Below are 25,829 nucleotides of genomic sequence, written 5' to 3' on the forward strand. Positions count from 1 at the left end.
GCTGTATTTTACCTTGATAATATGTTTATTTGCTCAATCATTAGTTGTAATGAAATACTACCTCGCCAACTATTAATGGATAATTTATAAGCCACTAAAGCTTGCATGGATAACAATGGTGGTTGAAAAAATGCAATAGCGTCAAATACTTGAGTATTACCTTTAAGTTTCAAGAGAAATTTTAGGTGTTTTTCGCCAACTATTTTTTGCTCAATAATTTCAAACTCACCATAAAAAATTGGTTCGTCAAACCCTTGACCCCAAGGTCCAGCATCGACTAATAATTGTGCATTGTCTAAAGACAAGTCAAATGCTTCTAATTCGCCATCAGTTAGTAACTCAACTTTAGGCATTCGATTATCTAGATGAGTTTGAATAACATTTTCAAAAGCTTGCTTAAAATCAGTGAAATTTTCAGGTTTGATACTCAATCCTGCTGCCATGGCATGGCCACCAAATTTTAAAATTAAATCAGGGTTTTGCCTATCTAATAAATCTAATAAATCTTTAATATGTACACTTGGAATAGAGCGAATAGAGCCTTTTAAGTCACTATCAGACTGGGCAAATATCGCAACTGGACAATGATAATCCTCTTTAAGTTTACCAGCTACAATACCGATAATACCCTCATGCCAAGAGGGATCAAATAAACTAATGGCAAACCTATCACTACTCATATTTTCTTGTGTAATAGATAATTCTTGCGCATCAACAATAGCTTGTGCTTGGTCTTGCATGCGAGCTTGTTCTTGTTTGCGCTGTTGATTGAACGCTTCTAACTCTTGAGCATAGCGCCTAGCATCATTAATATCTTCAGTTAGCAAGCATTTAATACCACGAGAAATATCATTCAAACGCCCAGCTGCATTTAGGCGTGGTGCGACTGAAAAACCTAAATCACTAGCACGTAAGGTTGCACTTGGTCGATTTGAGATTTCCAGTAGTGCCAAAATACCTGGAGCGCATTTTTTTTGTTGAATGCGTTTAACGCCTTGGTTGACCAAAATTCTATTATTTTGGTCAAGTTTTACCACATCAGCTACTGTACCAAGTGCAACTAAATCCAACATATTTCGCAAATCTGGCGGGGTAATTTTATAATTGGTAAAATAATTACACTTAATCAAATGAGTTTTAAAAGCTGAAAACAAGTAAAAACACACGCCAACACCTGCTAAATTTTTGCTTAAAAACTCACAGCCTTTAAGATTGGGATTGATAATGATATCTGCTTGTGGCAGAGTCTTACTGGGTAAGTGATGATCAGTGATAATCACCTGAATATTTGATGATTTTGCCAGTTTTACTCCGTCAAAACTTGAAATTCCATTGTCAACTGTGATGATCAAATCTGGTTGTTTTTCTTGAATGGCTAATTTTACAATCTCTTCACTCAAGCCATAACCATGTTCAAAACGATTAGGCACTAAGAAATCAACAAACTTTGCTCCCATCATACGTAATGACTTAACTGCTACAACAGATGCAGTTGCCCCATCACAATCAAAATCGCCAACAATTAAAATACGTTTTTGATTAAGTAGGGCTTGCTCAAGTAAAACAAGTGCAACATCTAGTTGGAGAAAATTAGGTTTTAAAAGATGGATAAGATTCAAAGACAAATGCGACTCATTAATACCACGAGCGGCGTAAATTTTCTTTAAAAAAGTGGGAATGTCATCTGAATATGAATCAAGTAAATTTTGATCTATTATTCTAGTAAGCATCACTCACTGCTCGAATATGAGCATCAAAAGATTTGTCAGAACTTTTACTACCACCATAAAAAAATGGTAAATCAATCGCAATATTAACATCTTGCTCGTCCGCGCTCCAATAAGATTTGCGTTTGGTGTTTGGAAAAAAATCTGGATTGATAAGCAAGTCATTATCACCATAAATCAATAAAGTTCTCAATTCTGACTCACTGGGTAAACGCCAAGCACTTTGTTTACATAACTTAACTGTATTTAACGCATTAATAAACGCCTGAGTATTGCAGTTTTTACCCCAGTGGCAATGATGGCTATAATCGCCATTATCAACCCCTGATTTACCATCAAACCAAGTATAAGTGTTATTCGTATCTTGTAATCCTTTATCGCTTAATTTGACCTCCCATACCAATTTAGAATGCTGGTCAAGTACACACCGATGATTTTTAAATTCGTTTTCAAGAATATTCCCTTGCGCTGAAACCCTAATTAACTGCGCATTCACAATTGAAACACAAGCAAAGAATGACAAAAAAGCGATTATTTTATGCATTGATAATCAGCTGTTTAATTTTATCTGCACTGGCAGGTGCCATATTTAAGCCATTACTAAAATGCCCAGTATTTATTAATAAATGCTCAAATTGCTCATGCTTACCTAGTATAACTTTACCAGAAAGGCTTGCCGGTCTAAAGCCAGACCACTGATATTCAATTTTCGCATTAAGTAAAGCTGGAAACCTTTGATAGGCGAATTCATGAAGTAATTTTTGCACACCAATATCAATACGACCATCAAAACCAACATTTTCCATAGTGGAACCCACCAGTATTCGCCCATCTGCCCTTGGGATAATGTACCTACCTTGATCTAGCACAATATTTTCTACCACGTCCTTAGTTGATTTTAGAACAATCATTTGTCCTTTCATCGGAAAAACCTCATCAGTAAGTCTCAGCAACTTTGAGCTCCATGCACCAGAACAAACAATAACGTCCTGTGCAAAATAATCTTTATTTTTGGTTTTCACACCAATCACTTGATTGTCTTTTATCAATAAATCATTTGCTTGAATATGTTCAATGATATTCACCCCTTTATTCAAAATATCAACCTTTAAGGCTTTTAATAATCTTGGATTTCGAACCTGGGCGATATTAGCAAACAATACACCATCAGCATGATGTTGGTAATAAATATTGTATTTATTTATCCATTGTATTGCCAGAGGCAAATCATATTCATCCATCATCAGCAAGCCAGATTTTAGATATTGAGCGTCAATGCCTGTGTCTTCAAAAATTTGCAAACATAAGTCTGCATAAACCAATTGTGAAGCAAAACTTAATTCATTGGTCAAATCATCATAATGCCAAGGGTACAATGGACTAATAATACCACCACCCGCCCAAGATGATTCTTTACCACACTCACGTTGGTCTAACAAGGTAACACTAGCACCTGCCATTACTAGCGTTCTTGCACTCATCATACCAATAACACCGCCACCAATCACTAAACAATCACTCATTTTTTCCAATCCACTATAATCAACACCACCACGCCAACACTGATAAAAATATCAGCAAAATTAAAAATTGGGTAATTAAATCCAGCATAGTAAAGATCAATAAAATCAACAACAAAGCTATTGGCAATTCGGTCAATCATATTGCCAATCGCACCTGACAAAATCAACACCAAACTGACAAGTTTTAACTGATGCTTTAAAGATGTTTTTAATATCAAAACACTAATAACAATACTGGCAATCGCAGAAACACTTGATAAAAAATAACGCTGCCAACCGCCACTGTCAGCCAAAAAACTAAATGATGCACCGTAATTACGAGTAAAAGTAAGCGACAAAAATTCATTAATGGCAATTGAGTTGCCAATGCTTAAATATTCACAAGCCAATAATTTTGTTAACTGGTCAAAGACAACTAGTAGTGCAACTAATAAAAAATAATGTTTTATTTTCACGCTTTATTTGGGTTAAATTTTAATATAACAGCAATGGGTATCACAAACCATACACCAATAACAATCCAAAGTAAACTACCGAGCTTTCTGTAATTTTGTACACTAGTTATAACACCGTTTGTAATAATTTCTTTACTAACAACAAAAAATTTGTTTAAATATTTAGTGAGTAAACCACCAGCGGTAAGTGCAATATTCATCAAACTTGTCATCAAGGCAAACCAAGTGCCTTTTCTCCTTCTGGAGCATGAATAGCCACTAACGTTAACATAAACACTTGGGATATATAATTAAAAGGTGAAGAGATGGCCACACCTAATGAAAATCTTGCGAAAACCTGAATAGTAGCAAGTTCTTGATTGATTTTATCCTGACTTTGAGATTTATCAGCAGCCACATCTTATATAATAAATCCTACTATAGTGATGATACTGGCAACCACATAAATAAACTTTTTACCCTGCACAATAACGTAATCACCGACAACAGCAATCATAAGTACAGAACTCAGTGTAATTAGAATAGCACCTATATAAACATAAGACTTTCGATTAGATCCAAAAATTTTAATACTATCAACCATCTGTCCAAAAATCATCTTAACAGTCCATGGAACCGTCAGTCCATACAACAAGCTCGGCCAAGTCAAATGCTGACATGTCTAAAGCATTCTTCACCCAAAATTCTCAGCAATGGCAGTAAAAACACTACTACCATAAGAAAAATAAATCAATAATAGCAGGATATAGCCCATTCTAAGCATTCGAATGGGCGTTAAGAAAATATCTAACATTTGTAAAATAATAATAGTAAGAAACAGTTAGGTATTATAGGTGTTGTGTAGGTTATAATTTATTTTTTATCAAAAACAAAATTGGAGATTTATGGGCTTCTTAACTGGGAAAAAAGCACTTATTGTTGGTGTTGCATCAAATCGCTCTATTGCTTGGGGAATTGCACAAGCAATGGCTAATCAAGGCTGTGAAATCGCACTTACTTATCAAAACGAAAAGCTTAAAAAACGGGTTGATAAATGCGCTATAGCTTGCCAATCAACCATTGTTATTGAATGTGATGTTGCTAGTGATGAAGGTATTGAAAAAACCCTTAAAAGATTAAAAACTCATTGGGATAATTTTGATATCATCATTCATTCAGTTGCATTTGTACCGCGTAAAGCGTTAGATGGTAACTACATCCAAGCAACTACTCGTGAAAATTTTGCCACGGCACATGATATTAGTTCATACAGCTTTACTGCACTTGCAAAAGCCGCTTATTCCATGCTTAATGACAATGGCGCTTTATTAACAGTCAGTTATTTAGGTAGTATCCGCGCCATTCCAAATTATAATGTAATGGGTGTGGCAAAGGCTTCACTTGAAGCTAATGTTCGTTATATGGCGGCAGCCTTAGGGCCTGAAAGAGGCATTCGCGTTAATGCAGTCTCATCAGGGCCAATTAAAACTTTAGCGGCATCTAGCATTAAGGATTTTGGCAAACTGCTTGATTATGCTGCAGATAGTTCCGCACTTAAACGCAACGTAACCACTGAAGAAGTGGGCAATGCTGCTGCATTCTTGTGTTCTGATTTAGCCTCAGGCATCACTGGCGAAATAACTTATGTTGATTCTGGTTATAACTTTTATGACAAAGGCCCAAACTAATAAATAAAAACAACCACTAATCAAATAAACCCTGCCTCTAAAAACCTATAGAGACTAACAAAGGATTGTTTTTAAAGGTACTCTATGATATTGACTTTTACTTGTTTTAAAATACTTTTTATGCCTTCTTGCCAACGAAAAATAGCCATACGTTTTTCATTCGTTTAAACCAATGATAAGAGTCTAATTGGTGACATGGTAATCATTAAAGTATATGTGCCCCTTCTATTACTGTAATCCTTAATAGAAAAATGGCATAATTTAAAAAAATTTATCGGATTTATAATAACATTCATTAAGCGCAAAATAACAATGCTGTAAGTAAGCTGGCTTGTAATGATAGACTCTGGTTCTAATAGTTTTATCAAAACTAACCAAACATATGAAAATTTCGCATTAACACGTTCAATTAAAAGCTCTTCATGTCCTGTAAATACTGAATCAGATAACAATATCATGTGCAATATTAATTTAATCATTTGGTCTTTTGCTAAATATAAAAGTCCTAATTTAGCAAATATTGATGACAAGCCACCTATTCTTTTACCAAGAAAAAAAATTTCCAATACCTTTAACCCGTGACATCTTTGATAATACTGTTCATAAGAGTATATTATTTAGTTTCAATATTACCTGTCGTATTGTAAACATCTATCAGAATAGTTTTGGCAATGCTTGAACTGTATAATGGCAAAAGCCTAAAAACCTTGACAATTTTCACAAAATTCGCTATAAATTATTTTTTAAATTAAAGGAATACTATATTTTAATAGTTAAAAATAAATAATTCTAGATTATAAATTTCTACTAAAAATTTTAATTTTTGCTTGAGATTTAAGCGTTTCAAGGATATTTGCAAATATCTCATTTGATTCAAAAATTAATAAAGACCTTTCAAGAGTGGTATTAACTGTCTTTGTATCTGTCGTTTTAACACCTAATAATTTAATTATAACCACATTACTTTCATCCAAATCTTGAGCGCTATAGCTAAAATTACCATTAGTTGACTTAGCCAATGCAAACACTTTATTGATAATGGCCATCTTAACTTTGCTGGAATCTCGTTTCACCCAATCAACATGATTCCATTTAAGTTTATTCTTATTCATTAATTTTTTAAGTGTATCTTTATCATTATGAACCAATAAATCAACAACATTCTTGGCAAGATTATCAACAAAAATTTTAGCCAGTAGTGTCATTAAATGTGCATTAATTTCATCTTTAACTTCAATAAAGGATTTTTGTCTTTGTGCTAATTTTTCTCGTACACGAATAACCATTAATTTATTTTTTGATAATTCTAAAATTTCTGAGTTTTCACCTTTGTTAAGAACCGTATCACTAAATGCAGTAACAACAATTTTTTGGTTTAATTGAGTATTCTTCCTGTCAAAAAAATCACTCACTTGAAGCTTTAAATTCATTTGATCAACAATTTCCTCTAAATTTACCTCGTAAGCCAAGTGGGTTAATTGTTCAGTTAAACTGTAAAACACTTTTTGTGCTTGTGTTTGAGTGTATAAATCAAGTAATTCTGATTTAACCGCATCAAATGGTTTAAGTGTTTTGACTTTAATATTGTTAAGTTTAATAATATGATAACCGAACTCAGATTTAACTAAATCACTAACCTCGTTAAGTTTCATTGCAAATACTTTTTTCTCAAATTCTGGCAACATAACACCACGAGTAAAAAAGCCTAAATCTCCTGCGTTAGCTTTAGAAGCCGTATCTTGAGAGTATTGCTCAGCAAGTTTAGCAAATTTACCACCATTGTTTAATAGGGCAATAACTTTTTGTGCAGTTGATTTATCTTCAAGCAAAATATGTTGCGCTTGTCTTTCTTCCTCTCTAGTAAAACGCTCTTGCTCATCTTTATAAAAATTAAACAATTCATCATCACTTACTTTAATATTTTTTGAAATTTTATTTAATGACAACTCAACAAATTCTATTTTTACTTGCTCTGGTGCGAAAAATAACGCTTTTTTATTATTATAAAAATTTTTGACACTTTGCACATCAACCTTAACTTCTTTAACGTAATCATCAGCGTGAATAGCAATATAACTGAATTGTCGTTGTTGATCATTCAACTTTTGTAATTTCGCAAGTTCTGTTGGTATTACGAAAGCAGAATCTAATAAATTGTATTTAATTTGAGTTTCGGTTAATTCTTGTAACTTTATCGCCTCATATTTTATTGTTGTATAACCATTGAGTCTTAATAATTGCTTATATTTTTCTAATGAAAATCGCCCTTTTTTTTTGAATAAATTATTGGCTTGAATAATAGTATTAAGTTCATTGGCAGTTGTTTCATACGACAATTCGTTAGATAATTGCTCAAGCAAATATTTATCAATCATTTGATTAAGAATGGATTGCTTTAACATGGCATCAAATTCTGTGTCATATTTTTTGTCCAGCTCTTGTTGTAAGCGTCTTTTTTGCGGATTAAATTTTGCAAGAAATTCTGCTTTTGAGATGTCAACACCATCAACAGAAGCAATAACAATATTTGAAACACCAGTGAAGTATTCACTAATACCGAATAAAACAAAAGGAATGGTAATTAAACCAACAATTAAATAAGCGACCCAGCCCTTGGTTTTGTTTCTAATTGAACCTAGCATAATGATGTGTGTTAACGGTTAATTGATTAATAATCTAAAAACCGTTTATTTAATAAAAAACGAGAATTATAAACGAAAATATTTGTATTCTACATGGGTTTGTTATGTTTTTAAAATTCGGATGTTGGACAAATCGGAAACCATAACAAAGAAAAATTATGGCGGAGCGGACGGGGTTCGAACCCGCGACGTCCTGCGTGACAGGCAGGCACTCTAACCAGCTGAGCTACCGCTCCGAAATTTTTTTGGTGGGCGCTACAAGATTTGAACTTGTGACCCTCGCCTTGTAAGAGCGATGCTCTACCAACTGAGCTAAGCGCCCAAAAAATATATCCATTATACGAAGTACCGAACGAATTATACTTAAAAAAATTCTAAGAATTAACCGATTCTTTAAGTAATTTATCTGTTTTAAATGCAGACTTAGAAGTCTCAATTTGGATTACTTCGCCTGTTTAAGAATTACGAGTAGTATACGTTGTATGATCACGAATAACAAAACTGCCAAAATCTGTAATAGCTATATTATCGCTACTGGCTAATACTGAGGTAATTACGTCTATCATTGCATTCAATACATAAGCTTGCATCTACTTTTGTTAAATTGAAAATTTGTGCAATTTCTACAACTAAATCTGATTTATTCTTTTGTATATGAACCTTATTTTTATTTAAAAAACATCAAGCTTTAAATTAAACTTAAATTATTTATTAAATATCAGAACTGTCAATGGATCTTGATAAAAAATATACTAAATTTTTATCTTGTACTATTTTTTAGTTGGCTAATTAGTGGCAAGATCTGCCTTTCCCAAATTCGTGGCGTTAATTCACCAACACACTTAAAACGAATAATACCTTGCTGGTCGATAATAAAAGTTTCAGGTGTGGCATAGACGCCTAACTCAAGGCTAAGTTTACCTAATTGGTCAAATACAATCGAATCATACGGATTGCCAAGTCTAGTTAAAAAGATATTGCCATCATTTTTGGTGTCTTTGTAATTGATTCCCAATATTTGCAATGAATTAGTTTTGGCTATTTGCATGAGCATTTCATGTTCTACTCTACAAGTAACACACCAAGAAGCCCAAATATTAACTAAAGATATTTTTTTTTTAATTTATCTTGAATAGCATAAATTTCAGCAGTATTAAAGTCTTCAACTTGTAAATTTGGAAATGTTTTACCAATCAAAGGCGAAGGCAATTTTTTAGGATTAAGTCCAAGACCTATATATAAAAATACAGCTAATACAACAAATAAAACTAAAGGTAGAAATTTTTTCATTATTTATTTTTAGCTTTTTCTAATGCATCGGCCACTTCTGGTGGCATGTAGCTCTCATCATGCTTGGCGAGCACTTCAGTTGCTATGAAAATACCATTAATTAAAGAACCAGTTGTAATAATACCCTGACCTTCTTTAAATAAATCAGGCAAAATTCCTGAATAATTAACACGAAAGGTGTTGACATAATCGGTGACATCAAACGTAACTTTAACACCGTCACGCTTAACACTATTTTTAGCGACCATACCACCTAAACGAAAACTCTTACCTTTTGGGGCTTTGCCTTCGGTAACATCAGTAGGAGAAAAAAAGTACAATAAATTTTCGTTAAAGGCTTTTAAGCCTAAATAACCTGTCAAACTCACACCTATTACCAATAAAGCAACCAATGTCATTCTATTTTGTCGTTTTGTCATGATTGCCTCTCTCTTAAATATTTAATACGTAACTGTTTGATTGCATTTTTGTGAATAGAGTGCGTGCGTATAAATAAAGTTGCAATCACAATCAAGGTTGTCAAATAAGAAAACCAAATATAAAAAGCGTACTTTCCATACGGAAGAAAAGAAAAATATTCTGCTAAGATCACTATCTATGCTCCATAATTATTTTTTTAACCCAACTAGAGTTTTGCTCTGTCACCAATACCTCGTCTCTAGCCCTCATCAACATAAGCGTGCCATATAAAAACTTAAATGCTACGCCCATTAATAATAATGCAATCAACATATTAGCATCTTGAATAGCCACTTTATTAATACTGACTGATGCACCTTGGTGTAATGTATTCCACCACTTAACCGAATAATGAATAATAGGTAAATTAATCAAGCCCACAAGGGCCAATACTGAAGAGGCCTTAGATGCGGTTTTAGGATTGTCAAATGCATTATTAAGTGACATATAAGCCAAATATAAAAACAGCAAAATCAACTCTGAAGTTAGGCGTGCATCCCACACCCACCAAGCACCCCACATCGGCTTACCCCAAACTGCACCAGTAATCAAAGCTAAAAAAGTAAACGCCGTCCCAATGGGTGCTGACACTTTAGCAATTACATATGCTAATTTAATTTGCCAAATTAAGCCAATACCGCCAGAAATCACCAATACCAAATAAATAAACATACTCATCCATGCAACAGGCACATGAATAAACATAATACGATAAATCTCACCTTGCTGGTAATCAATAGGTGCAACAATCAATCCCCAGTACAAACCAATCAGTGTTAAAACAATGAAAGGAAATAAAAACCAAGGGATGATTTTTTGACTAATTTGATAAAAGTTTTTAGGCGAAGCAAACGCTTTAATCCATTTCCACATAAACCAATCCTGTTAGTTATTTAAACTTGAGACCTTTGATAAACACATTATTTTAGCGACTTATGCGCAACATTATTACGTAAATAAGTTGGCAATGCTAACTTATTGCTAAAATTAATGTTGTTGTTAATATGGACTAAGTAAAGTGCTATAAGGTTTTCAGCTTTTGGATAAAAATCGGCAATATAAGTACTAATGCCTGTTTGTTGAATAAGCTCATTTTCATAAGCACCCCATCCACTACCCACGCCAATAAAATCTTTTCCAAGTATGTCCACCTCATTAGGCTTTTGTAAACTTTCCTTAGATAAAACTTGGTTTTGATAAATACCCCAATATATCTCATTCATACGCGCATCAAATGCAATGGCAATCTTGTTAGTATTGTATTTTTTAAACGCACCAAATCCAAGTAACTCAAGTGTTGAAAACCCTATTGTAGGAATATCATGTGCCAATGATATACCCTGAACTACACTAACGCACATCCTAACTCCTGTAAAAGAACCAGGGCCTTTGGTGTAAATAATACCACCCAAGGCAGATGGTGATAATTGGCCCGCTTTAAAAACCTCATCACAAAGTGATAATATTAGACTTGAACTTTTCTCCACACCTTGAACAAAACGAGAAAATATTTTATCTTGAGTGTGCAGACTCACTGAACACGTATCAGTACATGTATCAATTGCCAATAAATTCATCATTTTGCTATTTTACAATTTTCTCAAACTTCTGATAGATAGATAAAACCAATTGCTTACGTTTAAGTAATCTTAACGAATGTCTAACTGGATGATAATAATCAGGACCTTTAACCAAAGCCACGAGCATAGCCATTTCTTCTAAGGATAACAATGCCAATTTTTTATTAAAATAAAACCGAGTAGCATTGGTAAAACCATTAATACTTATATTGCCTTTTTGACCTAAATATACAGTATTTATATAACGATTGAGTATGAATTTTTTATCAAACGAATGTTCTAATAATAATGCCATCAATGCTTCTTTAACTTTTCGCCCTAAACTTCGTTCTCTATTTAACAAGGTATTTTTGATTAACTGCATCGTTATGGTGCTCGCACCGCGAAGTGGCTTGTCATAAAATATATAGTCACGAACAACTCTAATAATTTCTTTAAAATCTACACCAGGATGTTTAAAAAATGATTGGTCTTCCACCAGTAAAAGCATATTAATCATCGATTTTGGTTGTTGCTCAAAACTCAAAGCATTTGTGCTTGTATTATAAGAGAACGCATCATAAAGCAACTGGCTTAAATGGTTTAAATACACGACAAAAATCACTGCACTTAGTAAAATTAGAGTGATGAAAAATTTTGTAATAGTTAATTGTTTAAACAAAATAGTAAAATTAGCTGAATTTTAACAAAATTCACTCAATATACATCGTTAAACGATTGTTAAAAACAAATAACTAGTATAAAATTCCCCCTTCCTTGCTTGAGAGCGCAGTGTTCCAAGTTACTATATAACCATAAGGAGACACAACTCATGAGACATTATGAGATTACACTTATTGTCCACCCTGATCAATCAGCTCAGGTAGGCACAATGATGGAGAAGTACAAAGAAATCATCACTACTGGTGGTGGTAAAATTCACAGAAAAGAAGACTGGGGGCGTAAACATTTAGCATACCCAATCAAAAAAATTTATAAAGCACATTACTTAATGATGAACATTGAATGCGATCAAGAGGTACTTGATAAGCTTAATTATAATTTTCGTTTTAACGATGCTATTCTTCGAAATTTAATCATTTCTGAAGATGGAGTAATCACCACACCTTCGATAATGATGGCTAATAAAGACAAAGAAAAGGGGAGATCATAATGGCCAAGCAAGTAAAAAGAAAACGCAGACCTCAAATTAAAATTAACACTTTTTGCCGTTTTACGGCAGCAGGTATTACAAGAATTGATTATAAAGATGTTGATACACTGCTTAAAAACATTAATGAAAGTGGAAAAATTACACCATCAAGAATGACAGGCACCAGTGCCAAATTTCAACGTCAACTAACAACTGCCATTAAAAGAGCTAGATTTTTAGCCCTTATTCCTTATACTGACAAACACAAAAAGTAGGAGTCTATCATGCAAGTAATTTTATTAGAAAAAATTCAAAAATTAGGCGACTTAGGCGATTTAGCCAATGTTAAGGCGGGCTATGCTCGTAACTTTTTAATTCCTCGAAGTAAAGTTAAGCCCGCAACTAAAACAAACTTGGCTAAATTTAAATTAATTAAAGCCGAACTACAGGCTAGCGAAGCTAAAATACTTAAAAATGCACAAGTGATTGAGAGTAAGATGACAGGTACTGTTTGTACCATTCAAGCCAATGCAGGGGAAGAGGGCAAATTGTTTGGTTCTATCAATACCAGTGATATTCAAATAAGCCTTGCAGCAAGCGGTTTTGAAGTTGAAAAGCGTAATATTAACATGCCCGAGACAATTCACCATACAGGTAAATATGAAATCAGTGTTGATTTACATACAGATATTACGGTGAGTATTAAAGTTGTTATTGAGGGCTTTCAAGAAGCATAAAAAGCCAACTAAAAGGTACTTTAAAAGCCAATGAATACCAAAAACGTCAAAATACCACCCAATTCAATTGAATCAGAACAATCTGTTTTAGGTGGCTTATTGCTACACAATGAAGCATGGGATCGTGTCGCAGATATTTTGACCGAGGCAGATTTTTACAATGCCTCGCATAGAATTATTTTTAATGCCATTACCATTCTATTACAACACGAGCAACCTGCTGACATTCTCACAGTTAAAGAACAAGTTAAAAAAATAGGCTCTGAAGAAACCATTGGTGGCTTTGTCTATTTAGCTCAAATTGCTGAAAATACCCCTAGTATTTCTAACATTGAAGCATATGCTAAACACGTACGCGAATTATCCGTTTATCGTCAACTGATTGTTGTTAGTCACGAAATTGCTGACACTGCCTATCATCCAAAAGAAATTGAAGTTCAGGAGCTTATTGATTTTTCTGAGAAAAAAATATTTGAAATTGCTGAACAAGTGACTCGTGGAAAACAAAACATTACTAATGTAAGAGACATTATTAAAGATGTTGTCAATCACGTACACGAAATGCAAGAATCTAGCAGCATAAGTGGTTTAGAAACTGGTTTTAGTGAATTAGATAAATTAACTTCTGGCTTACAAAATGGCGATTTAATTATCATTGCTGGACGCCCTTCTATGGGTAAAACTGCTCTTTCAATGAACATTATTGAGCACGTTGCTATTACTGCTAAAGAACCTAAACCAGTCGTAGTATTTAGTTTAGAGATGCCAACTGAACAGTTAGTAATGCGTATGATTTCATCATTTGGTCACATTGAAGGCTCAAAATTACGCAATACTATGACTGAAACTGACTGGAATAGCTTTAATCATGCCGTATTAGCCTTGGAAAAATCTACAGTTCTTATTGATGAAACCCCTTCCATTACACCAACAGAAATTCGCGCAAAATGTCGGCGACTAAAACGCCAATATCCTGACTTGGCACTAATTATGGTAGATTACTTACAACTGATGACCGTACATGGAAAAAATGAAAATAGGGTACAAGAAATCTCTGAAATTTCCCGTTCTCTTAAAGCCTTAGCCAAAGAAATTAACATACCCGTACTTGCTTTGTCACAACTTAACCGTGCTGTTGAATCACGCCCCAAGGCTGGTAAAGGTCGTATACCACAAATGTCTGATTTACGCGAATCAGGTTCAATTGAACAAGATGCTGATATTATTGGTTTTATTTATCGCGACCAACAATATCATGATGACACCTATTCAAATCCAGAAGAGGTAGGTAAGGCAGATTTAAAAATTGCCAAGCATAGGAACGGCGCTACTGGACTAATCAAACTAGCTTTTATTGGCGAATATGCACGATTTGAAAATTTAGCCAACGAAGAGCAATTTCACGACATAACTGATGAACAAATAGACACAGTTTATGCACATAATATGGCTAATTTTGACCAAGAGCCTTTTTAATAAAAACTTTACCCATGCGCGCCATTGCCTCAATTTCGCAATCAGCATTAAAACACAATCTTTCAGTTGTAAAAAAAAATTCACTCAATACTAGAATAGTTTCCATGGTGAAAGCCAATGCTTATGGCCACCATATTGATTTAATTGACCCAATTATTAATCATTCTGATTTGTTAGGTGTTAGTGAAATCCTGGAAGCAGAAAAATTACGCAAAACTACAAATCAGCCAATTTTACTTCTATCAGGCGTCATTAAAGACCAAGAACTACAACAAGCCATTAAACTAAATTGCCAAATTGTTGTACACGATAAAACTCAACTATCCGTTGTTAATAACACCAAACAAGCTATAGATATTTGGATAAAAATTAACACAGGTATGAATCGACTGGGCTTGTCTACCAATGAATATAATCACTGTATAAAGTTACTAGGAAATAATCCACTGATTAATATCCAATGTATCATGAGTCATTTCGCTTGTGCTGATGAAATTAACCACCCAATGAATCAATCCCAACTCTTTGAATTTAAAAAATTAACAGATCCTGTTGTTGCCAAACGCTCAATGGCAAATTCTGCTGCAATTTTGTCAAATTCAGCCTCACACTTTGATTATGTTCGCCCTGGAATTATGTTGTATGGCGTTTCTCCTTTTAACATTATTAATCACAATCTTAAACCAGTTATGCAACTATCGGCACCAATTATGTCAATTAAAACCATCAAAGCTGATGATTCAGTTGGCTATGGCGTTACTTGGACAGCCGACAAATCAACAGCCATAGCAACTATCGGCATTGGCTATGGTGATGGTTACCCACGCCATGCTAAAAATGGCACACCTGTACTAATTAATAACACCTTATGTCCACTTGTTGGTCGCGTATCAATGGATTTAATTTGTGTTGATATAAGTAACATTAATGCTAGTGTTGGAGATAATGCAATTCTTTGGGGTAATAAGCAATTACGCATCGAAACCATTGCAAAACATAGTGCTACTATTGCTTATGAACTACTAGCAGGTATTAGCTCTCGAGTTACCTTCATCAATGCTATATGATGAGCCATAGTTTTGTTCAAATTAGTGATTGTCATATTGATAATGTTGAATACGCTATGGGTGTTAATACCCATGTCAATTTAAAAAAAATCATCAATAAAATCATCAATATCGATACTGATGCCTTATTAATTAGTGGCGATCTTACCCACAATGGTACAATCACCTCTTATAAAACTTTACAACAAATACTTTTTCCTGTTCAAATAAAGCTATTAGTAATATCTGGCAATCATGATATTGATAACAATCTGAATACTATTTTTTCTAAAAATTTATTCAGCCAATTCACACTTAGAAAATGGGAAATTATCAGTACAAATTCAGTGCAAACATCAAAAACCAGTGGATTTTTAACAAAAAATGAACTTAAAAAACTAAACTTTAATTTAACACAATCAATTGCCAAATATATACTCATTGTCTTACATCACCCTATCGTACCAATGAACAGTACTTGGGATGATTCACTGTCTTTAGAAAATCCAAAAGCATTGTTTAATGTGCTTGATAAATACCCTAAAATACAAGCCATACTGTTTGGCCATGCACATCAAGCTGCTGAATTTAGCAGATTAGGGGTAAAAATTATTTCATGTCCATCAACTGCCTTACAATTTAACAATGAAACTAGAATTGGCTTTAATCATTACACGCTATATGATAATGGACAACTAACAATTGACACACAATGGATATGAAACAACATTTTTTAAAATCTTTACACAGTCAATAAAAGCCAAAAATTTACGCCTAAGTTTCGCAGTTGTTTGAATTGAACTATCAAAAAATTTTAAAGCTTATTCCATCATTAAAACAAACCACTCATGATCGTATCAATTAAGCACAATAGCGAAAATGACTTACACTTTCCAAACATCAAATTTAAAATCTATTTTGACGCAAAATTATTAGAAGTCATCTCTGTACACAATCAAACTACACTTAATCGCACCCATATTTAGCACAATGTCCTGATATACATATATAATAAGAAAAAAAATTTGAAAAATAGTTGAATTTTTGTTTTAAAAAATGCCAAGAAAAACCATGAGAAACACTACAAAAAATAAATTGGTCATTGCAATTTCATCAAGGGCCTTATTTAATCTTGATGAATCGCACAAAATCTTTAAAGAACATGGGGTTGAGGCTTACGCCAAACATCAAGAAAAAAACGAAAAAGTTGTTTTGCAACCTGGAGTTGGTTTTTCACTGGTTAAAAAATTATTAGCACTCAACACCACAAAAAACCCCATTGATGTCATCCTACTTTCACGTAATAGCGCTGACACAGGCTTACGTATTTTTAACTCCATTGAACATTTCGGCTTAAATATTTCAAAAGCAGCCTTTACCTGTGGTGAAAGTACGCACAATCTTGTAAGTGCATTTAAAGCAGATTTGTTCTTATCAAGTAACTACCAAGATGTGCAAAAAGCTTTAGAATCAGGTTTTGCAGCAGCATCAATCGTCGGTTCTAGCTCACAAAAACCACATGAAACTCAATTGCGTATTGCCTTTGATGGCGATGCAGTTATTTTCTCAAACGAATCAGAACGAATTTTTCAAGAAAAAGGATTAAGAGCCTTTGTAGAAAACGAAAAAAATTCAGCCAATATTGTACTCAAAGCTGGACCATTTAAGTGCTTTTTAATGTCATTACAAAAAATACAATCTGCCTTCCCAGTAACAAACAACCCAATCAGAACTGCTTTAGTAACCGCACGCTCAGCGCCATCACACAAACGCGTTATTCACACCATGCGTAAATGGGGTATTCGTATTGACGAATCTTTTTTTCTAGGTGGACTAGACAAAGGCATATTTTTAAAAGAATTTGGCGCTGATATCTTTTTTGATGATCAACATCAACACTGCCAATCAGCCTCCAAATACGTACCAACAGGACACGTCCCTAACGGTATTAGTAATCAATAAAAGATTTATGTCTATCATTAAAAAACAGTAGCACTAAATTTATTAATGCAAAAAAGTATGAATGTATTCTTTGGTTAGGGTGATTTGACTGATATAATGACAAGCTTTGTTTATATTCAGTATGAGTGAGTTTATTTGATTGTTCATAAAAAGATTAAATCTAAGCGAAATCTAAATTATCATGACCTTGTAGATTAGCCTTTACTACTTTCGTCGTAAGTAATAGTGTTATTGGTTGTAACGTTGGATACAACTTAACCGAGATCATGTATGTTTGATATTGGGATCAGCGCCAAGAATACCTCTAATGTAAACGGATGAGTCGTTCTCAATGATTTGTAATTTAGCTCTTGGTAACAATAGATTTCTAATCTAATTAAACCTACAGTTTGGTTTAATTAAACATAGAATCATTGTTGCTCGTTATCTAGATTTCTATCAAACACTCGATCAGGTAAGTCATTGTCATTCATATCAATTAACATAGAATATCTATCATTTTTGTGGATTAGGCAGTTTTTTCAATCAGCATCTAAATTGCTTTACCATTGTTTACCTGAATAAAGCCTTGAAATATTTTTTTTTCAGCATTTAATCCCTCTTAATATACTTTTTCGTAAACACTTACTTTTATTAGGCAAACATTCTTGTATGCTAAAAACCCTATGTCATTATTTATATTATAACAAAAATTATTTATTCTAAGATAGTCAATTTTATAAGTGAGCATGTTTGTTTCCTACTTAACGTATCCTTATATATCGTAATAATAATTTTTTATAGAGTAAGAGGAACTTTTCTAAATTTTTATAAACACTACTATTTGATCTATCCAAATTATAATTAAACGACACTCTATTATCTTCATAATTAATGTGAAAAATTATTGGACACAAACTAAAATATTTACTCCTACATAACCGATTTTTATAGAATTTTATGCTATTTATCTGTAATCAATAATTTTATTAACCACTCAAACCATAACAATATTGCCTTGAGTTTCAATCTTTGAATCTATGGTATTACCATATTCAAAGGTTTGTAGTAATTTGGTTTGTACTATCCAGTAGTTGCCATTATATTTAATTTTTCTGAAGTTGTTAATTTCGGTGCAATATTCTGAACTAGCTTGTCCATTGTTACCTAATATTGCTATGAGTCGTTGATATCATTGGTAACAATGATTTTTGAACAGCGGTTGATTGTGGATAAATCAAGTGTTGTAATCAGATCGTTCATCTCAGTAACGATGGTAATCTCCTTTAGAAATTAGGCCATTGATTTATTTGAGTTGGTCTTAGTTTAGTGAGGGCAGAAAGCCCAAGAGTAGTATTTAGATTATATTCATCACCAACAGCATTAATGAGATTGTTACTATTGAAAGTGTTTTTGGATTGATTGGATAAAGATTGACGGAGATATTATTACTAAGTTCAAGAAAAAGATGATAAGAGCAAAAACAACAATACCAAAAGATAGATAGCGGTAATTAATAGACATGAATACTCTTAAATGTTTGAGGAAATTTATAGGAATCCTATCATATAAATATATACTTAATTTATTTTTTATTTTTCTAATCTACAAGATAGAAATTGGTAAAATATTAAGAACTTATAATACTTACCAATAGATGAGTAAAAAAATCCAAGCCATTCGTGGCATGAGTGACTTATTACCTAAAGATTCTGCGTTTTGGCTATCCTTAGAAAGGACAATATTTGATTTGTTTATTAGTTATGGTTATCAAAATATTCGCACGCCGATTGTTGAAAAGACGGATACTTTTTGTCGTGCGATTGGCGGGGCTACGGATATTGTTGAAAAGGAAATGTATTCGTGGATAGAGTCAGGTGGTGAGTCATTAAGCTTAAATCCTGAAGGAACAGCCGGTTGTGTGCGTATGATGATTGAACATAATTTACCCAGAGAAGGGATTCAAAAAGTCTTTTATCAAGGGGCGATGTTTCGACGTGAACGACCACAAAAGGGGCGCTATCGACAGTTCCATCAAGTAGGGCTTGAGGTATTTGGCGCAACTAATGCCAAAGTAGATGCTGAACTTATGATGATTACACATACTTTGTGGCAAGTTTTAGGTTTGAAAAATATTGTATTGGAGATTAACACTTTAGGCTCTAGTGAGACCAGGGTTGCTTATAGAAAAATATTGATTGCGTATTTTAATCAGTATAAAGACCAGCTTGATGAGAATAGTTTAAAACGATTAAAAACCAATCCTTTACGAATCTTAGATAGTAAGAATAAAGCAATGCGCTCTTTAATTAACAATGCACCTAAATTAATGGATTATTTAGACAAAGAATCAGCACAACATTTTGAGCAATTTAAGACTTATTTAGATGCCTTGAACGTCACTTATATAATTAATACCTGCTTGGTTCGCGGATTGGATTATTATAACCGCACTGTGTTTGAGTGGACGACAACTAATTTAGGTGCACAAGGTACAATTTGCGCTGGTGGACGATATGACGGTTTAGTTGAAAAAATGGGTGGCATACCCACACCAGCAGTTGGCTTGGCGATTGGTTTAGAGCGTTTGATATTGCTATTAGAAGTACAAAACTTAATGGCAATTGAGCCCACTTTGTCTATTTATTTAGTTGCATTAGGTGAAAAAGCACAAATTAAATCGATGCAAATAGCCAGTACTTTGCATGATGCATTGCCTAATGTAATCCTTTATAATGACCTCACTTTGGGTAGTTTTAAAAGTCAGTTAAAAAAAGCAAATAAGATCAAAGCATATTTTGCATTAATCTTGGGTGAACAAGAGTTAAACAATAATCAAGTTAGTATCAAACCTCTAAAAGGTCAAGGAACGCAACAAACCATGGATTTAGAAGAAGCGATTAAATATTTAAAGGAAAACAAATGAAAAATTTTATTAAAGCAGACAAGACTGAAGAAGAACAAATTAAACGATGGATTAAAGAAAATACGTTACAAATTGTTGTTGGTGTTGCCTTAGGTTTGGGCGGCATTTTTGGCTTTGATGCTTATAAAAATTATCAACACTCTCAATTGATTAAAGCACGAAGTATTTACTTAACACTTGTCTCTAATCCTAACGACACACAAGCCTACGAACAACTAAAAAACAACCATGCAAGTAGTGGCTATCTTGATCAGGCGACATTAATTTTAGCTAAAAATGCAGTGGCTAATAAAAATTATATGCAGGCACTTGAATACCTTGCTCCGTTGAGTGATACAAGTAATATTTCTATTGCTAAAGTTGTCAATATGAGAATAGCCAGCTTATATTTAGAAATGGGCCATTATAAACAAGCACTTGGTGCGCTAAACACTGTACCTAATAGCGCATTTGATGGCTTGTATAATCAACTTAAAGGAGATATTTATTTAGCTGATAAGCAAATTGACAATGCTAAAAAACATTATAAATTAGCTCTAAATCAAATTTCTAAAGACTCTAAATTGCAAAATTTGATTAAAATTAAGTTAAACGACCTTAACTAATTCCTATGGGTTTGCCTATTATTTGCCTTGTTGGACGACCTAATGTTGGTAAATCCACGCTGTTTAACCGCCTAAGCCATTCACGCCAAGCATTGGTATCTGATTTTGAAGGGTTAACTCGCGATCGTCAATATGCAGAAGTGCTTTTGGATAATGATACGCAAACTTTTGCCACAATTATTGATACAGGTGGGCTTACCAATAAAAACAATCTAGTTGATAGTAGTATCCAAGGTCAAGTACTGAATGCGTTAGAAGAGTCAGACATTATTTATTTTATAGTTAGTAGTCGAGATGGTGTGATTGGTCTTGATTTAGAAATCGTATCACGCCTTAGAAAGCTAAAAAAAAATATCATCTTAGTCTGTAATAAAGCTGAAGGTTTAAATCCAGCCTTAGCTGCTGAATTCTTTGAGCTTGGACTGGGCGAACCTATGTTGATTTCAGCCGAGCATGGTCAAGGTATTGCTGATTTAATTGACACTACTCTGCCCCTACTACCTAAAGTCACCATTGATGAAATAGTGGAGGTAGAAGGTATTACTGTAGCCGTACTTGGTAGGCCTAATGTGGGCAAATCAACATTAATTAACCGTATTTTAGGGCAAGAACGCGTACTGGTAATGGATTTTCCAGGCACTACACATGATAGTATTTATATCCCTTTTGAACATGAAGGACAAAAATATACATTCATTGACACAGCAGGCATTCGTCGTAAACGTTCAACCCACGAAAAAGTTGAAATATTCTCCATTATTAAAGCCATTGATGCCTTAGAAAGGGCTCATGTTGTTATTCTTGTATTAGATGCACAAGTTGGAGTGATTGAACAAGACGCAACCCTATTAGGTATGATTATAGATAAAGGGAAAGCGCTACTTATTGTCATTAACAAATGGGATGGTTTGGATGATTATCAAAAGCAAGAAGTTAAACGCAAATTGGAAATTAAACTTTCTTTTATAAATTATGCTAGCGTGCATTACATTTCTGCTCTACACGCCTTTGGTGTGGGTAAATTATTTACACCCATCAACCAGTCTTATCAAAACGCTGGTGAACAACATTCAACCTCAGTATTGAATAAAATTTTAGAAAAAGCCAATCAGGATCATCAACCACCACCTGTTAAAGGCAGAAGGCTAAAAATTAAATACGTTAATCAAACCGATGTATTTCCACCTACATTTACTTTTCATGGTAATCACTTACAAAATGTGCCAAATGCCTATGAGCGTTATTTAAAGAATTTTTTTATTAATGCCCTACAGTTGACCAACACCCCTATCAAGATTAAATACAAAAGTAGTGACAACCCTTTTAGAGATAGAAAAAATATATTGAATGCCAGACAAATTGGCAAAAAACGTCGTCTCATGAAATTTGTTAAAAAACGTTAAGATGTCTTAAAATTAGCATGTACTAAAGAGCACGCTTACGTTGGCTTTTTTCTGCCTCAATTACTCAAAGTTTCACCACGTTTTGATAAAAACACAGCATTATTCGTTAGCAGTGTTTTATAATTTTTATTCATTTTAAAGACAAAAACAACTCTAAATAGTCGCTATGATAACTCAGACTCGGCTAGCTTTTGCGTAACATGTAAGGCTTTCCTATCAGCGTTAAGTGGTCATGCACAATCTTGTCTTTTGAATCACTTACCTAATTTACTTGTATGCACGTCCATCAACGATAAAAGCATTCCATTGATGGTTGTCAATTAAGCGCACTTACAAAGGTGAATCTGTTCTACACGTGGCTTTTTAAGCAGATTCAACATATGTTGAATACTAAAAAATATTTATTTTGACTATCAATTTTTATTTTTTTTACCTAAAATCAACAATAATTTTTTTTACTTTATTCATTTGCACGTTTAATCTCTTGTGTTTTAGATTTAAAGTTTATTTCATATTTACCTGTTACTGGATCAACAAAACTAATGGTATTGCTGGATAACATAAGTACCATGTCAATCGTTGATAAGCACAAAGATAATAAATAACGCGTAAAAAGAGCAGTCGAGTCAATATTTTTATAAATTGGTTTAAGACAAAATAAGGTCATGTGCTTTATTGGCAGCTTTAATAAAACTTTCAAACAGTGGGTGTCCATCACGTGGATTTGAAGTGAATTCTGGATGGAATTGACAAGCAACAAGCCAAGGATGGTTTTTAATTTCAACCATTTCAACTAAAGTACCATCGATAGAACGCCCAGAAACTATTAAACCTGCTGTTTCCAGCTGTTTAATTAATGAATTATTAACCTCGTAACGATGGCGGTGGCGTTCAGTAATAACCGACTTGATATAAATCTCTTGTGAATTGGTACCCTCAACTAAAACACACTCTTGCCCCCCAAGACGCATTGTACCACCAAAATCTGAGTCTTTATTTCGAGTTTTTTTATGTCCATCCATATCTTGCCATTTTGTTATTAAATCAATTACAGGATAAGGTGTGCTGCCATTAAATTCTGTACTATTGGCGTCAGTCATATTCGCCATATTGCGTGCATATTCAATCACAGCAACCTGCATGCCAAGACAAATACCCAAATAAGGCACGTTGTTTTCACGAGCAAATTTAACTGTGGCGATTTTTCCTTCAACGCCACGATTACCAAAACCACCTGGCACTAAAATCGCACCCATCTCAGATAAACAATCAGTGCCATTTTTTTCAATCTCTTCAGAATCAAAATAATGAATATTAACTTTAGTTTGTGTGTGTATGCTAGCGTGGATTAAAGCTTCAGACAAAGACTTATAAGACTCTGTCAAATCCATATATTTGCCCACCATGGCAATATCAACACTAGATTTAGGGTGTTGTAATTTTTCAACCACATTATCCCAATCACTCAAATCGGTTAGCTTGCAATTTAGTGATAATTTTTTCACCACCACATCATCCAAACCTTGCTCATGCAAGGCTCTTGGTACTTTATAAATCGTATCAACATCCAGTGAAGTAAACACAGAATCTTGCGGAACATTAGTAAATAGTGCAATTTTGGCACGCTCAGCGTCTGGTAACTGATACTCAGATCGACAAATCAAAATATCAGGCTGAATGCCAATACCTCTTAGTTCTTTAACAGAATGCTGAGTTGGCTTAGTTTTTAACTCACCTGCTACTTTAATATAAGGCAATAATGTTAAATGAATAAACAACACATTATCACGACCTAGCTCAAAACCCATTTGCCTAATTGCTTCCATAAATGGTAGCGACTCAATATCGCCTACCGTACCACCAATTTCAACCAAAGCAACATCAGCCCCTTGTCCACCTACTTGAGTCAAGCGCTTAATTTCATTGGTAATGTGTGGAATGATCTGAACCGTATCACCCAAATATTCACCACGACGTTCGCGTTCAATAACATTTTCGTACACACGGCCTGCAGTAAAATTATTTTTCTTGCCTAGTTTAGAGTGAATAAAACGCTCATAATGGCCTAAGTCAAGATCTGTTTCAGCGCCATCATTGGTTACAAAAACCTCACCATGCTGAAATGGACTCATGGTGCCAGGGTCAACGTTAATATAAGGATCAAGTTTGAGCATGGTAATGTTCAATCCACGTGATTCTAAAATTGAAGCTAATGACGCACTTACAATACCCTTTCCTAAAGAGGAAACCACACCACCAGTAATAAAAATATATTTTGTTGACACAAGAAAATTAGCAAAGTTGAAAGGGTTATAATACCAAAAAAACACTTGCCTAAATTTTAAATCTTACCGCTACTCAAGATTATTAGGATTGTATTCATAATCATTGTCATCATGAAACTTAAATAATCCGTTTCTAGATAAACCAACAATACCACCCCCAAAGCTTTAAATCACCGCTTTTAAAAAACCTTTAACTTCTTTGCTTAATATTTCAATTAGGCCACTACCTTTATTATTTTGACAATACTAATAAAGTGCCTTTACTTTTTCCGTAGTATTTTTATAAATCTATCCAAATTTTATATAAAAAATACTAATTCTATCACTCTGTTAAATAACAAAATCTAGATAAAAATTCTTAATCCTCCATATTGGCTTTCATATTGAATTATCAATCTTCTCGTCCACTATCTGCATTTTTATATCATAAACTAATACTATCTTGGTTTTCTAAATAATGTACGAATGTTTTTTAAAAATCAAATACATAGTTCAAATAATACTTATCTAGTGCATATTTTTGTACGCTTATTTAACTCATAATTATCAGAATACGTATATTTTGGCAAAATAAAAAATCAAATCTATTCTATATTTTTTTAACTTTTTCTAATGCCTTATCATTTCGTATTGGCTTGTACTCTTTTAAAGCTCACTCAATCACTATCAATATCTTTTAACAAATCGTTACAAATAATGGTATAAAATAGTTTTTTTAAAAAACTGTTTTAACCAAACATTCATTGCAGATTTTAATTTACCATATGAGCGATAACGTTACCAAACTTACTTTACTCCTCTTAATTGACAATATCAAGATAAAGCAATAAATCATAAAATTTCTTAATATCGTTATATGAAAATTCATGATTCAATATATTTGCATTTTTTAACTGATTGATAAAATCATCAAAAACCCTAATATTGACATTAAT

30 protein-coding genes and 2 tRNA genes are annotated in these 25,829 nt (G+C 33.4%); 11 read left to right on the forward strand and 21 right to left on the reverse strand.

Annotated elements, in window-relative coordinates:
* Positions 1 to 8: 8 nt before the first annotated feature.
* From recJ to RMAG_RS03260, 7 genes are read right to left on the reverse strand one after another with little or no spacing between them, the layout of a single operon-like run.
* Positions 9 to 1,730 carry a single-stranded-DNA-specific exonuclease RecJ gene (recJ, locus tag RMAG_RS03230; RefSeq protein WP_011738019.1) on the reverse strand — a complete coding sequence of 574 codons (1,722 nt, stop codon included), beginning with the start codon at positions 1,728 to 1,730 and terminating at the stop codon, positions 9 to 11.
* Positions 1,720 to 2,271, reverse strand: a complete 552-nt coding sequence (locus RMAG_RS03235; protein ID WP_011738020.1) for an Lcl C-terminal domain-containing protein — start codon at positions 2,269 to 2,271, stop codon at positions 1,720 to 1,722. The genes recJ and RMAG_RS03235 overlap by 11 nt, the downstream gene beginning before the upstream one ends.
* On the reverse strand, positions 2,264 to 3,250 hold the full coding sequence (locus RMAG_RS03240) for an NAD(P)/FAD-dependent oxidoreductase (RefSeq protein ID WP_011738021.1): 987 nt from the start codon (positions 3,248 to 3,250) through the stop codon (positions 2,264 to 2,266). The genes RMAG_RS03235 and RMAG_RS03240 overlap by 8 nt, the downstream gene beginning before the upstream one ends.
* Positions 3,247 to 3,705, reverse strand: a complete 459-nt coding sequence (lspA, locus tag RMAG_RS03245) for a signal peptidase II (RefSeq protein ID WP_011738022.1) — start codon at positions 3,703 to 3,705, stop codon at positions 3,247 to 3,249. The genes RMAG_RS03240 and lspA overlap by 4 nt, the downstream gene beginning before the upstream one ends.
* The gene (locus tag RMAG_RS03250; protein WP_024792115.1) at positions 3,702 to 3,917 is read right to left on the reverse strand and encodes a hypothetical protein; all 216 of its coding nucleotides are present in this window, start codon (positions 3,915 to 3,917) and stop codon (positions 3,702 to 3,704) included. The genes lspA and RMAG_RS03250 overlap by 4 nt, the downstream gene beginning before the upstream one ends.
* Positions 3,917 to 4,102 carry a hypothetical protein gene (locus RMAG_RS03255; protein WP_024792116.1) on the reverse strand — a complete coding sequence of 62 codons (186 nt, stop codon included), beginning with the start codon at positions 4,100 to 4,102 and terminating at the stop codon, positions 3,917 to 3,919. Before RMAG_RS03255 ends, RMAG_RS03250 begins: the two co-directional genes overlap by 1 nt.
* 3 nt (positions 4,103 to 4,105) lie before the next feature.
* Complete coding sequence (locus tag RMAG_RS03260) at positions 4,106 to 4,354, reverse strand: PucC family protein (protein ID WP_041194924.1); 249 nt, start codon at positions 4,352 to 4,354, stop codon at positions 4,106 to 4,108.
* A gap of 235 nt (positions 4,355 to 4,589) precedes the next feature.
* On the opposite strand from RMAG_RS03260, the gene RMAG_RS03265 reads away from it, so the two are divergent.
* Positions 4,590 to 5,372: an enoyl-ACP reductase FabI gene (locus RMAG_RS03265; RefSeq protein WP_011738023.1), complete on the forward strand. Its 783-nt coding sequence runs from the start codon at positions 4,590 to 4,592 to the stop codon at positions 5,370 to 5,372.
* A 164-nt stretch (positions 5,373 to 5,536) separates the two neighbouring features.
* On the opposite strand, the gene RMAG_RS03270 is transcribed toward RMAG_RS03265, so the two are convergent.
* The 12 genes from RMAG_RS03270 to RMAG_RS03310 form a co-directional block, all read right to left on the reverse strand.
* A complete protein-coding gene (locus RMAG_RS03270) occupies positions 5,537 to 5,938 on the reverse strand; it encodes a hypothetical protein (protein WP_011738024.1) in 402 nt (133 codons plus the stop codon).
* 228 nt (positions 5,939 to 6,166) lie between these two features.
* The gene (locus tag RMAG_RS03275; protein ID WP_011738025.1) at positions 6,167 to 8,014 is read right to left on the reverse strand and encodes a SurA N-terminal domain-containing protein; all 1,848 of its coding nucleotides are present in this window, start codon (positions 8,012 to 8,014) and stop codon (positions 6,167 to 6,169) included.
* A gap of 159 nt (positions 8,015 to 8,173) precedes the next feature.
* A tRNA-Asp gene (locus tag RMAG_RS03280) sits at positions 8,174 to 8,250 on the reverse strand.
* Between the two features lie 10 nt (positions 8,251 to 8,260).
* Positions 8,261 to 8,336 (reverse strand) — tRNA-Val (locus tag RMAG_RS03285).
* Between the two features lie 133 nt (positions 8,337 to 8,469).
* Entirely contained in the window at positions 8,470 to 8,580 is a 111-nt protein-coding gene (locus RMAG_RS06260) for a hypothetical protein (protein WP_422851287.1), read from the reverse strand.
* A gap of 194 nt (positions 8,581 to 8,774) precedes the next feature.
* Positions 8,775 to 9,137, reverse strand: coding sequence for a DsbE family thiol:disulfide interchange protein (locus RMAG_RS06030; protein WP_340616146.1), 363 nt, complete (start codon positions 9,135 to 9,137; stop codon positions 8,775 to 8,777).
* Positions 9,116 to 9,304 carry a hypothetical protein gene (locus RMAG_RS06035; RefSeq protein WP_235093652.1) on the reverse strand — a complete coding sequence of 63 codons (189 nt, stop codon included), beginning with the start codon at positions 9,302 to 9,304 and terminating at the stop codon, positions 9,116 to 9,118. The genes RMAG_RS06030 and RMAG_RS06035 overlap by 22 nt, the downstream gene beginning before the upstream one ends.
* Positions 9,304 to 9,726 (reverse strand): cytochrome c maturation protein CcmE, encoded by a 423-nt coding sequence (gene ccmE, locus RMAG_RS03295; RefSeq protein ID WP_187145685.1) that lies wholly within the window; start codon positions 9,724 to 9,726, stop codon positions 9,304 to 9,306. Before ccmE ends, RMAG_RS06035 begins: the two co-directional genes overlap by 1 nt.
* Complete coding sequence (gene ccmD / locus RMAG_RS06140) at positions 9,720 to 9,896, reverse strand: heme exporter protein CcmD (protein ID WP_011738027.1); 177 nt, start codon at positions 9,894 to 9,896, stop codon at positions 9,720 to 9,722. The genes ccmE and ccmD overlap by 7 nt, the downstream gene beginning before the upstream one ends.
* Positions 9,896 to 10,636, reverse strand: a complete 741-nt coding sequence (locus RMAG_RS03300; protein ID WP_011738028.1) for a heme ABC transporter permease — start codon at positions 10,634 to 10,636, stop codon at positions 9,896 to 9,898. Before RMAG_RS03300 ends, ccmD begins: the two co-directional genes overlap by 1 nt.
* Before the next feature lie 47 nt (positions 10,637 to 10,683).
* Positions 10,684 to 11,343 carry a tRNA (adenosine(37)-N6)-threonylcarbamoyltransferase complex dimerization subunit type 1 TsaB gene (gene tsaB, locus RMAG_RS03305; protein WP_011738029.1) on the reverse strand — a complete coding sequence of 220 codons (660 nt, stop codon included), beginning with the start codon at positions 11,341 to 11,343 and terminating at the stop codon, positions 10,684 to 10,686.
* A gap of 4 nt (positions 11,344 to 11,347) precedes the next feature.
* The gene (locus RMAG_RS03310) at positions 11,348 to 11,947 is read right to left on the reverse strand and encodes a transglycosylase domain-containing protein (protein WP_340616148.1); all 600 of its coding nucleotides are present in this window, start codon (positions 11,945 to 11,947) and stop codon (positions 11,348 to 11,350) included.
* 207 nt (positions 11,948 to 12,154) lie between these two features.
* Between RMAG_RS03310 and rpsF the strand changes: the two genes are divergently transcribed.
* From rpsF to der, 10 genes are all read left to right on the forward strand, one after another.
* Entirely contained in the window at positions 12,155 to 12,496 is a 342-nt protein-coding gene (rpsF, locus tag RMAG_RS03315; protein ID WP_011738031.1) for a 30S ribosomal protein S6, read from the forward strand.
* Positions 12,496 to 12,750: a 30S ribosomal protein S18 gene (gene rpsR / locus RMAG_RS03320; protein WP_011738032.1), complete on the forward strand. Its 255-nt coding sequence runs from the start codon at positions 12,496 to 12,498 to the stop codon at positions 12,748 to 12,750. Before rpsF ends, rpsR begins: the two co-directional genes overlap by 1 nt.
* A gap of 9 nt (positions 12,751 to 12,759) precedes the next feature.
* The gene (gene rplI / locus RMAG_RS03325; RefSeq protein WP_011738033.1) at positions 12,760 to 13,212 is read left to right on the forward strand and encodes a 50S ribosomal protein L9; all 453 of its coding nucleotides are present in this window, start codon (positions 12,760 to 12,762) and stop codon (positions 13,210 to 13,212) included.
* A gap of 30 nt (positions 13,213 to 13,242) precedes the next feature.
* Positions 13,243 to 14,688 carry a replicative DNA helicase gene (gene dnaB, locus RMAG_RS03330; RefSeq protein ID WP_011738034.1) on the forward strand — a complete coding sequence of 482 codons (1,446 nt, stop codon included), beginning with the start codon at positions 13,243 to 13,245 and terminating at the stop codon, positions 14,686 to 14,688.
* A gap of 14 nt (positions 14,689 to 14,702) precedes the next feature.
* Positions 14,703 to 15,755 carry an alanine racemase gene (alr, locus tag RMAG_RS03335; protein ID WP_011738035.1) on the forward strand — a complete coding sequence of 351 codons (1,053 nt, stop codon included), beginning with the start codon at positions 14,703 to 14,705 and terminating at the stop codon, positions 15,753 to 15,755.
* A complete protein-coding gene (locus RMAG_RS03340) occupies positions 15,752 to 16,456 on the forward strand; it encodes a metallophosphoesterase family protein (RefSeq protein ID WP_011738036.1) in 705 nt (234 codons plus the stop codon). Before alr ends, RMAG_RS03340 begins: the two co-directional genes overlap by 4 nt.
* Positions 16,457 to 16,805: 349 nt before the next feature.
* Positions 16,806 to 17,696, forward strand: a complete 891-nt coding sequence (locus RMAG_RS03345) for a 5'-nucleotidase (protein WP_235093666.1) — start codon at positions 16,806 to 16,808, stop codon at positions 17,694 to 17,696.
* A gap of 1,636 nt (positions 17,697 to 19,332) precedes the next feature.
* Positions 19,333 to 20,601 (forward strand): histidine--tRNA ligase, encoded by a 1,269-nt coding sequence (gene hisS / locus RMAG_RS03350; RefSeq protein WP_011738038.1) that lies wholly within the window; start codon positions 19,333 to 19,335, stop codon positions 20,599 to 20,601.
* Positions 20,598 to 21,206 carry a tetratricopeptide repeat protein gene (locus RMAG_RS03355; protein ID WP_011738039.1) on the forward strand — a complete coding sequence of 203 codons (609 nt, stop codon included), beginning with the start codon at positions 20,598 to 20,600 and terminating at the stop codon, positions 21,204 to 21,206. Before hisS ends, RMAG_RS03355 begins: the two co-directional genes overlap by 4 nt.
* Positions 21,207 to 21,211: 5 nt before the next feature.
* Complete coding sequence (gene der / locus RMAG_RS03360) at positions 21,212 to 22,609, forward strand: ribosome biogenesis GTPase Der (RefSeq protein ID WP_011738040.1); 1,398 nt, start codon at positions 21,212 to 21,214, stop codon at positions 22,607 to 22,609.
* A gap of 460 nt (positions 22,610 to 23,069) precedes the next feature.
* On the opposite strand, the gene RMAG_RS03365 is transcribed toward der, so the two are convergent.
* Both RMAG_RS03365 and RMAG_RS03370 read right to left on the reverse strand, forming a co-directional pair.
* Positions 23,070 to 23,276, reverse strand: coding sequence for a hypothetical protein (locus RMAG_RS03365; protein WP_024792146.1), 207 nt, complete (start codon positions 23,274 to 23,276; stop codon positions 23,070 to 23,072).
* Positions 23,257 to 24,894, reverse strand: coding sequence for a CTP synthase (locus tag RMAG_RS03370; protein WP_011738041.1), 1,638 nt, complete (start codon positions 24,892 to 24,894; stop codon positions 23,257 to 23,259). Before RMAG_RS03370 ends, RMAG_RS03365 begins: the two co-directional genes overlap by 20 nt.
* Positions 24,895 to 25,829 lie beyond the last annotated feature (935 nt).

Source organism: Candidatus Ruthia magnifica str. Cm (Calyptogena magnifica) (genome assembly GCF_000015105.1).
In the GTDB taxonomy this organism is placed as follows: Bacteria; Pseudomonadota; Gammaproteobacteria; order PS1; family Pseudothioglobaceae; genus Ruthia; species Ruthia magnifica.

Coding starts and splice junctions, on each gene's coding strand:
- RMAG_RS03235 (WP_011738020.1), bottom strand. CDS start 2,271: ATGCATAAAATAATCGCTTTTTTGTCATTCTTTGCTTGTGTTTCAATT.
- RMAG_RS03300 (WP_011738028.1), bottom strand. CDS start 10,636: ATGTGGAAATGGATTAAAGCGTTTGCTTCGCCTAAAAACTTTTATCAA.
- rplI (WP_011738033.1), top strand. CDS start 12,760: ATGCAAGTAATTTTATTAGAAAAAATTCAAAAATTAGGCGACTTAGGC.
- tsaB (WP_011738029.1), bottom strand. CDS start 11,343: ATGATGAATTTATTGGCAATTGATACATGTACTGATACGTGTTCAGTG.
- RMAG_RS03365 (WP_024792146.1), bottom strand. CDS start 23,276: ATGACCTTATTTTGTCTTAAACCAATTTATAAAAATATTGACTCGACT.
- RMAG_RS03355 (WP_011738039.1), top strand. CDS start 20,598: ATGAAAAATTTTATTAAAGCAGACAAGACTGAAGAAGAACAAATTAAA.
- RMAG_RS03250 (WP_024792115.1), bottom strand. CDS start 3,917: ATGACAAGTTTGATGAATATTGCACTTACCGCTGGTGGTTTACTCACT.
- RMAG_RS03345 (WP_235093666.1), top strand. CDS start 16,806: ATGAGAAACACTACAAAAAATAAATTGGTCATTGCAATTTCATCAAGG.
- RMAG_RS03265 (WP_011738023.1), top strand. CDS start 4,590: ATGGGCTTCTTAACTGGGAAAAAAGCACTTATTGTTGGTGTTGCATCA.
- dnaB (WP_011738034.1), top strand. CDS start 13,243: ATGAATACCAAAAACGTCAAAATACCACCCAATTCAATTGAATCAGAA.
- recJ (WP_011738019.1), bottom strand. CDS start 1,730: ATGCTTACTAGAATAATAGATCAAAATTTACTTGATTCATATTCAGAT.
- alr (WP_011738035.1), top strand. CDS start 14,703: ATGCGCGCCATTGCCTCAATTTCGCAATCAGCATTAAAACACAATCTT.
- der (WP_011738040.1), top strand. CDS start 21,212: ATGGGTTTGCCTATTATTTGCCTTGTTGGACGACCTAATGTTGGTAAA.
- RMAG_RS06035 (WP_235093652.1), bottom strand. CDS start 9,304: ATGAAAAAATTTCTACCTTTAGTTTTATTTGTTGTATTAGCTGTATTT.
- RMAG_RS03240 (WP_011738021.1), bottom strand. CDS start 3,250: ATGAGTGATTGTTTAGTGATTGGTGGCGGTGTTATTGGTATGATGAGT.
- rpsR (WP_011738032.1), top strand. CDS start 12,496: ATGGCCAAGCAAGTAAAAAGAAAACGCAGACCTCAAATTAAAATTAAC.
- RMAG_RS03340 (WP_011738036.1), top strand. CDS start 15,752: ATGATGAGCCATAGTTTTGTTCAAATTAGTGATTGTCATATTGATAAT.
- rpsF (WP_011738031.1), top strand. CDS start 12,155: ATGAGACATTATGAGATTACACTTATTGTCCACCCTGATCAATCAGCT.
- hisS (WP_011738038.1), top strand. CDS start 19,333: ATGAGTAAAAAAATCCAAGCCATTCGTGGCATGAGTGACTTATTACCT.
- RMAG_RS06260 (WP_422851287.1), bottom strand. CDS start 8,580: ATGATAGACGTAATTACCTCAGTATTAGCCAGTAGCGATAATATAGCT.
- RMAG_RS03275 (WP_011738025.1), bottom strand. CDS start 8,014: ATGCTAGGTTCAATTAGAAACAAAACCAAGGGCTGGGTCGCTTATTTA.